General features: G+C 69.4%; 7 protein-coding genes. All 7 read right to left on the bottom strand.

Going from position 1 to position 9,950, the window contains the following annotated elements; all coding sequences use genetic code 11:
• Positions 1-536: 536 nt before the first annotated feature.
• Positions 537-4,004, bottom strand: coding sequence for a DNA-directed RNA polymerase subunit beta (gene rpoB, locus AB0I38_RS29355; protein WP_358483739.1), 3,468 nt, complete (start codon positions 4,002-4,004; stop codon positions 537-539).
• A 258-nt stretch (positions 4,005-4,262) separates the two neighbouring features.
• A complete protein-coding gene (locus AB0I38_RS29350) occupies positions 4,263-4,721 on the bottom strand; it encodes a MaoC family dehydratase (RefSeq protein WP_358483733.1) in 459 nt (152 codons plus the stop codon).
• On the bottom strand, positions 4,721-5,467 hold the full coding sequence (gene fabG / locus AB0I38_RS29345) for a 3-oxoacyl-ACP reductase FabG (protein ID WP_358483726.1): 747 nt from the start codon (positions 5,465-5,467) through the stop codon (positions 4,721-4,723). The genes AB0I38_RS29350 and fabG overlap by 1 nt, the downstream gene beginning before the upstream one ends.
• 30 nt (positions 5,468-5,497) lie before the next feature.
• A complete protein-coding gene (locus AB0I38_RS29340; RefSeq protein WP_358483721.1) occupies positions 5,498-6,292 on the bottom strand; it encodes an enoyl-CoA hydratase/isomerase family protein in 795 nt (264 codons plus the stop codon).
• A gap of 66 nt (positions 6,293-6,358) precedes the next feature.
• Positions 6,359-7,468 (bottom strand): acyl-CoA dehydrogenase family protein, encoded by a 1,110-nt coding sequence (locus AB0I38_RS29335; RefSeq protein WP_358483715.1) that lies wholly within the window; start codon positions 7,466-7,468, stop codon positions 6,359-6,361.
• A 26-nt stretch (positions 7,469-7,494) separates the two neighbouring features.
• Entirely contained in the window at positions 7,495-8,676 is a 1,182-nt protein-coding gene (locus AB0I38_RS29330) for a CaiB/BaiF CoA transferase family protein (protein ID WP_358483707.1), read from the bottom strand.
• A complete protein-coding gene (locus AB0I38_RS29325; protein ID WP_358483695.1) occupies positions 8,673-9,947 on the bottom strand; it encodes a hypothetical protein in 1,275 nt (424 codons plus the stop codon). Before AB0I38_RS29325 ends, AB0I38_RS29330 begins: the two co-directional genes overlap by 4 nt.
• Positions 9,948-9,950: the final 3 nt, after the last annotated feature.

Here is a 9,950-nt window from a genome sequence, read left to right as displayed (position 1 = left end):
CCGGGGTCTGGTGATGTTCGCCTTCGGCCTTGTTTCGGGCGCGGGGGTACTTGGCACGGTCTTAAGTCGGCCGGAACGCCCACCCGCCTCCGCTTCACTGCCCCCGCCGTCCTTCAGTCCGCCGTAGAGCGGGCCGGGCTTCGACGCCCTCCTGCTCGCCGAGGCTGAAGCGCCTGCTTCCGCCCGTTGGGCCTGGTCGCCGTAGCTGAAGCCCGAACTTTCCGGCACAGTGCGGGCCGGGCGCCGTGGTCGGCCTTGTCGAGGAGGGTGGGCATTGGCCTGCCCGCTTGGGCAGCCGGCTGATCCGCGCACTGAAGCGGCCGATATCCTCGACATGTATTCGCACGAAGAGTGGTGGATCTCGTAGCCCAATGGGAATGATCGTTCAGCGATGATGTCGAGGCCGGCGACGGGATGGTCTTCTCAGTCGAGTGCGGTGGGTGGTTCTGTTCCACCGCAGCGTGCCGGACCCGCGCCGGAAGACGACCGCCTTCCCTCCGTCGCGGGCCGACACCTGCGGGTCGAGCATGGGGCCGTCAGACTTCTTCCACGCTGCTCGGCTCACGCCGGGACAGATCGATGCCGAGCTCCTCCGCGGCGCGGAAGACGTCCTCGTCGGTGTCTCGCATCTCGATGGACATGCCGTCGCTCGACAGCACCTCGACGTTGAGGCACAGCGACTGCATCTCCTTGATGAGGACCTTGAAGGACTCGGGAATGCCGGGCTCGGGAATGTTCTCGCCCTTGACGATCGCCTCGTAGACCTTCACGCGGCCCACGACGTCGTCGGACTTGATCGTCAGCAGCTCCTGGAGCGCGTAGGCGGCGCCGTAGGCCTCCAGGGCCCACACCTCCATCTCACCGAAGCGCTGGCCACCGAACTGGGCCTTACCGCCGAGCGGCTGCTGGGTGATCATGGAGTAGGGGCCGGTCGACCGGGCGTGGATCTTGTCGTCCACCAGGTGCAGGAGCTTGAGAATGTACATGTAGCCGACGGCGATGGGATAGGGGAACGGCTCGCCGGAGCGGCCGTCGAACAATCGGGCCTTGCCGCCGCTCTGCACGAGTCGATCCCCGTCGCGGTTGGGGACTGTGCTGCCGAGCAGGCCGACGATCTCCTCCTGGTGGGCTCCGTCGAAGACCGGGGTGGCCACGTTGGTGCGTGGCTCGACCTTTTCGAAGCCCTTGTCGCGCAGCCGCTCGGCCCAGGCATCCTGGACATCGGAGATGTCCCAGCCCCTGGCTGCGATCCAGCCCATGTGATTTTCCAGGACCTGGCCGACGTTCATCCGGCCGGGCACGCCCAGCGGGTTGAGGATGATGTCGACCGGGGTGCCGTCCTCCAGGAACGGCATGTCCTCGACCGGCAGGATCTTGGAGATGACGCCCTTGTTGCCGTGACGGCCGGCGAGCTTGTCACCGTCGGTGATCTTACGCTTCTGAGCCACGTAGACGCGGACCAGCTCGTTGACACCGGGCGGAAGCTCGTCACCCTCCTCGCGGCTGAACACGCGGACGCCGATGACCTTGCCCTGCTCGCCGTGCGGCACCTTCAGCGAGGTGTCACGGACCTCACGGGCCTTCTCACCGAAGATCGCACGAAGCAGCCGCTCCTCCGGCGTCAGCTCGGTCTCGCCCTTGGGCGTGACCTTGCCGACCAGGATGTCACCGGGGACGACCTCGGCGCCGATGCGGATGATGCCGCGCTCGTCGAGATCGGCCAGCACCTCCTCGGACACGTTCGGGATGTCCCGGGTGATCTCCTCAGGACCCAGCTTGGTGTCACGGGCGTCGACCTCGTGCTCCTCGATGTGAATCGAGGACAGGACGTCGTCCTGCACCAGCCGCTGCGACAGGATGATCGCGTCTTCGTAGTTGTGACCCTCCCACGGCATGAACGCCACCAGGAGGTTCTTGCCCAGCGCCATCTCACCGTTCTGGGTACACGGACCATCGGCGATCACCTGGTTGACCTCGACCCGGTCACCCTCGGCGACGATGGGCCTCTGGTTGAAGCTCGTGCCCTGGTTGGAGCGCTTGAACTTCGCCACCCGGTAGGTGGTGCGGCTGCCGTCGTCGTTCATGACGGTGACGTAGTCGGCCGAGACCTCCTCCACCACGCCCGCCTTCTCGGCGCTGACCATGTCACCCGTGTCCGTGGCCGCCCGGTACTCCATGCCGGTGCCGACCAGCGGCGCCTCACTTCTGAGCAGCGGCACCGACTGGCGCATCATGTTCGCGCCCATGAGCGCGCGGTTGGCGTCGTCGTGCTCGAGGAACGGGATCATCGCGGTGGCGACCGACACCATCTGGCGCGGCGACACGTCGATGTAGTCGACCTCCTCGGCACGGGCCAGCTCGGTCTCACCACCCTTGGTGCGGACCAGGACGCGCCTCTCGGCGAAGGTGCCGTCGGCGTTGAGCACCGTGTTGGCCTGCGCCTTGACGAAACGGTCTTCCTCGTCGGCGGTCAGGTAGTCGATCTGGTCGGTGACCTTGCCGTCGACGACCTTGCGATAGGGCGTCTCGACGAAGCCGAACGCGTTCAGGCGTGCGTAGGAGGCGAGCGAGCCGATCAGGCCGATGTTGGGGCCTTCAGGGGTCTCGATCGGGCACATCCGGCCGTAGTGGGACGGGTGCACGTCACGGACCTCGAAGCCGGCCCGCTCACGCGACAGACCACCGGGGCCGAGCGCGGACAGACGCCTCTTGTGCGTCAGCCCGTCCAGCGGGTTGGTCTGGTTCATGAACTGGGACAGCTGCGAGGTGCCGAAGAACTCCTTCATGGACGCCACGACCGGGCGGATGTTGATCAGGGTCTGCGGTGTGATGGCCTCGACGTCCTGCGTGGTCATGCGCTCGCGCACGACCCGCTCCATGCGGGACAGGCCCAGGCGGACCTGGTTCTGGATGAGCTCGCCGACGCTGCGCAGGCGGCGGTTGCCGAAGTGGTCGATGTCGTCGACCTCGATGACGCGATGGCCCTGGGGGCTGGGCATCGTCTCCTCGCCGGCGTGCAGCCGGACGAGGTACTCGATCGTGGCGACGATGTCCTCTTCGGTCAGCGTGCCCTGGGTGATCTCCGCGTCGACCCCGAGCTTCTTGTTGATCTTGTAACGACCCACCTTGGCGAGGTCGTAGCGCTTGGGATTGAAGTAGAGGTTCTCCAGCAGGGTCTGCGCCGACTCCTTGGTCGGCGGCTCACCCGGCCGCAGCTTGCGGTAGATGTCGAGCAGGGCGTCGTCCTGGCCGGAGGTGTGGTCCTTCTCCAGGGTGGCGCGCATCGACTCGTACTGGCCGAAACGCTCGAGGATCTTGTCGTTGGTCCATCCCAGTGCCTTGAGAAGCACGGTGACGGCCTGCTTGCGCTTGCGGTCGACGCGCACACCGACGCTGTCGCGCTTGTCGATCTCGAACTCCAGCCAGGCGCCCCGCGAGGGGATGACACGGCAGTCGTAGAGGTCCTTGTCGGAGGTCTTGTCGGCGCTGCGGCCGAAGTAGACGCCTGGAGACCGGACCAGCTGCGAGACGACGACACGTTCGGTGCCGTTGATGATGAAGGTGCCCTTCGGCGTCATGAGCGGGAAATCGCCCATGAACACCGTCTGGCTCTTGATCTCACCGGTTGCGTTGTTGACGAACTCCGCCGTCACGAACAGTGGCGCGGAGAAGGTCATGTCCTTGTCTTTGCACTCATCTACTGAGTACTTGGGCGGTTCGAACCGGTGGTCGCGGAACGACAAGGACATGGTCCCCGAGAAGTCCTCGATGGGACTGATCTCTTCGAAGATCTCTTCGAGGCCCGACTGGGTCGGGATGTCCTTGCGCCCGGCCTGGCGAGCCGCCTCTACCCGGCCCTTCCACTTCTCGTTGCCGAGCAACCAGTCGAAGGACTCGGTCTGCAGGGCGAGAAGGTCAGGAACTTCGAGGGGCTCCTGGATGCGCGAAAAAGAGACGCGACGGGGACCGGCGGGTACGGCGGAGGCGTTGCGCGTGGCTGCCAACAGATGTCCTTCCGGAGAACACGGATGGAATCGAACTGCGCGCACGCCAAACGCCCCGGCAGAGTCCGGGGCGTGCGAAGGCGACGCGAGGAGGCAGCATAACGCAAATTACAAACGAATGTCCACAAATACTATAAGTGTCAACCTCGGTGCCGCCTTCAGCATGCCACAGCCGGGTTGGACTCGTCAACTTCTACGGTTGTGGGCGCGGCACCCACGGCCCCCAGATCCGCGTCTCCGCGAAAACCTGGTCGCCCCTCAGGAGAGCGGGTGGTAGCGACTGACGGTCTCGGCGACGCAGGCGGGCTTGGCGCCGCCGTCGATCTCCATCGTCGACAGCAGCACCGCCGTGACGCCGTCGCCGGCATCCTCGGCCGACTGGAGTCGCGTGGTGACCCGCACCCGCGATCCCACCGGCACCGGGCTGGGAAACCGCACCCGGTTGAGCCCGTAGTTGATCGACATCCTCAGGCGTTCGATCCGGTAGATCTGGCCGACCAACGCGGGCAGCAGCGACAGCGACAGGTAGCCGTGCGCGATGGGGACCCCGAACGGTCCGTGCGCGGCCCGTTCGGGGTCGACGTGGATCCACTGGTGGTCGCCGGTGGCGTCGGCGAACCGGTCGATCCGGTCCTGCTCGATCGCCACCCAGTCGCTCGTGCCCAGCGTCTCGCCGGCGCGGCCCTTGAACTCGCCGAGGTTCGCGAAGACGCGCATCACATGTGCCTTCCGCCGGCGACCTCGGTCACGGTGCCGGTGATGAACGCCGACAGGTCCGAGGCGAGGAACAGGGCGGCCTTGGCGATGTCCTCCGGCTCGCCGATGCGGCCGAGCGGGATGTCGGCGACCATCCGGGCGAGCACGTCGGGCGGCATGGCGGCCGTCATGGCGGTGCGGATCAGGCCCGGCTGGATGGCGTTGACCCGTACGTCGTGCTTGGCCAGCTCGCGGGCGGCGGCCTTGGTGAGGCCGACGATGCCGGCCTTGGCGGCGCTGTAGTTGGTCTGGCCGAAGTTGCCGACCTTGCCGGAGATGGAGGAGATGTTCACGATGGAGCCGCCGCGTCCCTGGGCGCGCATGACGCGGCCGGCGGCGCGGGTACCGAGCCAGGCTCCGGTCAGGTGCACGTCCACGACGGCCTTGAAGTTCTCCAGGGTCATCTTCGCCATGGTGGAGTCGCGGGTGACGCCCGCGTTGTTGACCATGACGTCGAGGCTGCCGAAGGTCTCCCGGCAGGTGTCGGCCAGGGAGTCGACGGCGGCCTCGTCGGTCACGTCGCACGGCACGGCGACGGCCCGGCGCCCCTGGGCCACCAGGCCGGCCGCCGCCTGCTCGGCTCCTTCGGCGTTGACGTCGCTGATCACGACCGCCGCGCCGTGTTCGGCCAGGACGGTGGCGATGGCCAGGCCGATCCCCTGGGCAGAGCCGGTGACGACGGCCGCGCGGCCATCAAGCAGGTTCATGAGTTCTCGTTTCTCAAGAGGCCAAGGAGCCTAGGCGACCCAGCGGGGAGCCCGCTTCTCGACGAAGGCGAGGGGCCCCTCGGTCTGGTCGGGGTGGCCCCAGAGGCCGACCAGGTGCTGCGCGCCCACCCGGCAGGCGTCGGTGAGGCCGAGTTCGAGGGCCGCCCACAGGGCCTTCTTGGTCGCGGCCATCGCGGCGGGGGAGTTGCGGGCGATCTTCTCGGCGAGCTCCTGCGCGGCCTCCCGCAGGGTCTCGGGCGGGTCCACGATCTGGCTGACCATCCCCAGCTCGTACGCCCGAGCGGCCGTCATCCGCTCGTGGGCGCCGACGAGCGCCATCCGCATGACCGCCTCGAACGGGATCTTCTTGGCCAGCGCGATCACCTCGATCGCGGTCACCTGGCCCACGCTGACGTGGGGGTCGAAGAACGTCGCGTTGGAGGCGGCGATGACCACGTCGGCGTCGGCGACGAAGTGCAGCCCGCCGCCCGCGCACACGCCGTTGACGGCGGCGATGACGGGCTTGGTGACGTTCTGGTGCCAGGAGGTGAAGTGGAGGTCGAAGTCGACCAGGCTGTCCTGGTAGCGCTCCATGCCCACGCCGTCGGAGGCCACCTCGGTGAGGTCGGCCCCGGTCTGGAAGGCGCGCCCTTCGCCGGTCTGCACGATGACCCGGACGTCGGGGTCGCGGTCCAGTTCGAGCCAGGCGTCGGCCAGTTCGTCACGCATGGTGTTGTTCATGGCGTTGAGCACCTCGGGCCGGTTGTTGATCAGCCAGCCGACGGGGCCGTGGCGCTCCACCTTGATGGTCTTGTATGTGGTCATGCCTGAAATGTCCTCTCGTGTCATGCAACTTCATGCTGGAGCGGTTCGCCCGTCAAGCGGTTCGCTTCAGGCCACTTCGTGTTCGAGCAGCTCACCCAGCGCGGCGACATGCTCGTCAGCCTGCCCGAGCAGCCTGGCGCTGGTGCGCGCCCGCTTGAAGTAGAGGTGCGCGTCATGCTCCCAGGTGAAGCCGACGCCGCCGTGCAACTGGATGGTCTGCGCGGTCATGTAGGTCGACGCCCTACCGGCCATGAGCGCGGCCACCCGGGAGTCGCGGGCCAGCTCGGCGCCGCTCGACCGGGTGGCGGTGTAGACGGCCGAGCGCGCGGACTCGACCTGGATCAGCGCGTCGGCCAGCCGCTGCTTGATGATCTGGAACGAGCCGATCGGCCGCGCGAACTGGATGCGGGTCTTGGCGTAGTCGACGACCATGTCGAGGCAGCGCTGGGCGACGCCGATCTGCTCGGCGGCGAGCAGCGCCCGCGAGACGTCGGTGGCGGCGGCCAGGGCGGCGTCGCAGCCCACCGGCCCGACCAACTCGCCCGCCACGCCGGTCAGCTCCAGCCGTGCCATCTTCCGGGTGTGGTCCAGCGTGACGAGAGACTCCGCGTCCAGGCCGGCGGCGCCGCGTTCGACGGCGAAGACGGCGAGGCCGTCCGGCGTGCGCGCCACCACGAGCAGCAGGTCGGCGCTCGCGCCGTCGACCACGTGGTGCTTGACGCCGTCGAGCCGCCAGCCGTCACCCTCACGGCGCGCGGTGGCGCGCACCTCGGACACGTCCCAGCGGGCGCCGGTCTCGGCGAGGGCCACGGTGGCCGTGAGCTCACCGCGGGCGATCCGGCGGCCGTGGCGGTCGAGCGCGTCGGTGTCGTCGAGCGCGAGCAGCAGCGGGACGGCCAGCACCGACGTGGCGAACAGCGGTGAGCAGACGAGCCGGGCCCCGCACTCCTCGGCGGCGACCGCGAACTCGGCCGCTCCGAGCCCGCCGCCGCCCAGGCGCTCGGGCAGCATCAGGCCGGGCAGGTCCAGTCGCACCAGCAGCCGCCAGGTGGCCTCGTCCCAGCCGCGCTCGGTCATCATCGCCGCGCGGACCTGGGCGGAGCCGCTGACGTCGGCCAGCGCGCCGCGCACGCTCTCGCGGAACTGTTCGAGGTCCTCTTCGGACGTGGTGGTCATCGCATCTCCTGGATCTGTTCGGCCGGTCAGACGACGCGGTCGTCGTGTAGTCGGTGGATGGACGCGTCGTCGTAGCCGAGCTCGCGCAGGATCGCGTCGGTGTGCTCGCCCAGGGCCGGTACGGCACCGGCGGGCGTCTGCCAGGCCGAGCTCACCGGGGGCGACAGCGGCGTGGCGACCGGGCCGGCCGGCGCGGGCACGGTCAGCCAGCGGTCCCGCGACACGAGCTGGGGATGGTCGACGACCTCCGCCAGGTCGTTGACCAGGGCGCAGCCGATGCCGGCCGCGTGCAGCACGGCCACGGCCTCCGCGCTGCCGAGGCGGCCGATGACCGCGCCGAGCAGCTCGTCGAGGTCGGCCCGGTGGGCGACGCGCGCCTGGTTGGTGGCGTAGCGGGGGTCGTCGGCCAGGTCGGGCCGGTCCAGCACCGACCTGGCGAGCTTGACCCACTCGCGGTCGTTCTGGACGCTCACCGTCACGAGCCGGTCGTCGGCGGCCCGGTAGGCGTCGTACGGCGCGATGGCCGGATGGCTCATGCCCGACGCCAGGTCCGGCACCGAGCCGTGCCTGCGCACGACGAGCGGATACCCCATCCAGTCGGCCAGGGCGTCGAGCATCGACACCTCCAGCACGCAGCCCTCGCCGGTGCGCCCCCGGCCGAGCAGCGCCGAGAGCACCGAGGAGAAGCCGAACATGCCGGCCGCGATGTCGGCCACGGAGATGCCCGGCTTGATCGGGTCTTCGAGGCTCCCGGTGATCGTGGCCAGCCCGCCCTCGGCCTGGATGAGCAGGTCGTACGCCTTGCGGTCGTCGTACGGGCCGCCGGTGCCGTAGCCGGAGATCTCGCAGACGACCAGCCGCGGGTGCGCGGCCAGCAGGGTGGCGCCGTCCAGCCCGAGGCGGGGGGCCGCCCCGGGCGCGAGGTTGTGCACGAACGCGTCGGCCCGCGCCAGCAACTCGCCGAGCACGCGCCGGCCGTCCGGCGCCTTGGCGTCGAGCGTCAGCGACTCCTTGTTGCGGTTGGCCCAGGCGAAGTGCGCCCCGGTGCCGTTGGCGTGGGTGTCGAAGTGCCGGGCGAAGTCGCCGCCGTCGGGCCGCTCCACCTTGATGACGCGGGCCCCCAGGTCACCGAGCTGCCGGGTGGCGTACGGAGCCGAGACCGCCTGCTCCATCGACACCACGAGCAGGCCGTCGAGTGGTCCGGTCACGTGCGGGAGAAGTGCGCGATGGACGCCTGCAGGGTGCCGTCGAGGGTGGTCGCGCCGCCGATCGGCTCGGGCAGCGTGACGGGTCCGTGCTCGCGGCTGGGCAGCAGGACGGTCGCGGTGCCCGGCGCGGTGACCTGGCCGCGCTGGTTGGTCGCGGCCAGTTCGAGGTCGACGGCCGCGTGGACGCCGTTGCCGTCCTCGACGAGGTGCTTGCGCACGACGGTGCCGGTGATCCACTGAGCGTCGCCGATGTAGTTGAACTGGCGGAACTCCACCCGCAGCCGCCACAGCCAGGCGTCGTCGCCCATCCAGTCGGTGCAGGCGTGGATCATCCAGGTCTCGCGCATGCGCCCGTAGTCGAAGGTCGTGGGGTTGCCCGAGCGGCGCGCGAACTCCGGGTCCCAGTGCACGCGCTGCATGGCGTCCCAGACGCCTTGCTCGTCGCGGTGGTAGAAGCGCGGGATGCGCCGGCGGTTGTGGTGCCCGAGGCGTAGCGGGGCGACGCCGTAGACGCCCATGCCCATGCCGGTGTGCCAGCAGACGATGTCGGTCACGGTGAGCGGGCCCTTGACCATGGGGGTGATCGCGTCGCCCTCGTTGACGTCCTCGAACCAGCGGGGCTCGGCGCCGCGCGGCTGCTCGGCGGCGTAGGCGGCGTCGACCTCGGCGATGCGCTCCTCGGTCCAGGGCTCGATCGCGACGTCGTCGTACTTCTTGCGCTTGCGGGCCTCGGTGCGCTCGGTGCGGATCATCAGCCGGTACTGCCCGGCCAGCGGGGTGCCGTCGGCGTCGGCGAAGACGTTGGCGTTCCACTCGTGCACGGCGCGGCCGCTGAACTCGCTGGGCTTGTCGAGCACGCCCACCAGGGCGTTGCGCCGCAGCACGGCCCGGTCGGCGTAGAGCGGCGACCACCACTCGCGCTCGCACGCCGAGTAGAAGGCGTGCACGCCGCGCAGCGGGTCGCCCTTGAGCTCGTGCTGGCGGGCCAGGTCGGCCTCGGTCAGCACGTCCTCGCCGACGATGCTGTCGCCGCCGACGATCGGGGGCGGCGCGATCGGCCGGCCCCAGCGCGAGCGCTCGGCGTAGGCGGGGTCGCACCACAACGGGTTGTCGTCGCCGTAGGAGCGGGCGGCGATGCGGAACGCGTCGGTGCCGGGCCGCAGGTAGTGGGGCGGGACGGGGTTGGGCTGGGCGATGCCGATGCGGGCGCGCAGGGCCGCCACGCCCTCGTCGGTGATGCGGGGCCGGGTCTTCTCATCCGTGGGGGCCATGTC

The organism is Nonomuraea cavernae, assembly GCF_040655715.1.
In the GTDB taxonomy this organism is placed as follows: Bacteria; Actinomycetota; Actinomycetes; order Streptosporangiales; family Streptosporangiaceae; genus Nonomuraea; species Nonomuraea cavernae_A.
The sequence above is the reverse complement of the archived record's forward strand: the minus strand, read 5'-3'. Positions and strand labels throughout refer to the sequence as shown.

What these genes read in the sequence shown, in the direction of transcription:
- AB0I38_RS29350 (WP_358483733.1), bottom strand. Translation starts at nt 4,721, where the DNA reads ATGCGCGTCTTCGCGAACCTCGGCGAGTTCAAGGGCCGCGCCGGCGAG.
- fabG (WP_358483726.1), bottom strand. Translation starts at nt 5,467, where the DNA reads ATGAACCTGCTTGATGGCCGCGCGGCCGTCGTCACCGGCTCTGCCCAG.
- AB0I38_RS29340 (WP_358483721.1), bottom strand. Translation starts at nt 6,292, where the DNA reads ATGACCACATACAAGACCATCAAGGTGGAGCGCCACGGCCCCGTCGGC.
- AB0I38_RS29335 (WP_358483715.1), bottom strand. Translation starts at nt 7,468, where the DNA reads ATGACCACCACGTCCGAAGAGGACCTCGAACAGTTCCGCGAGAGCGTG.
- AB0I38_RS29325 (WP_358483695.1), bottom strand. Translation starts at nt 9,947, where the DNA reads ATGGCCCCCACGGATGAGAAGACCCGGCCCCGCATCACCGACGAGGGC.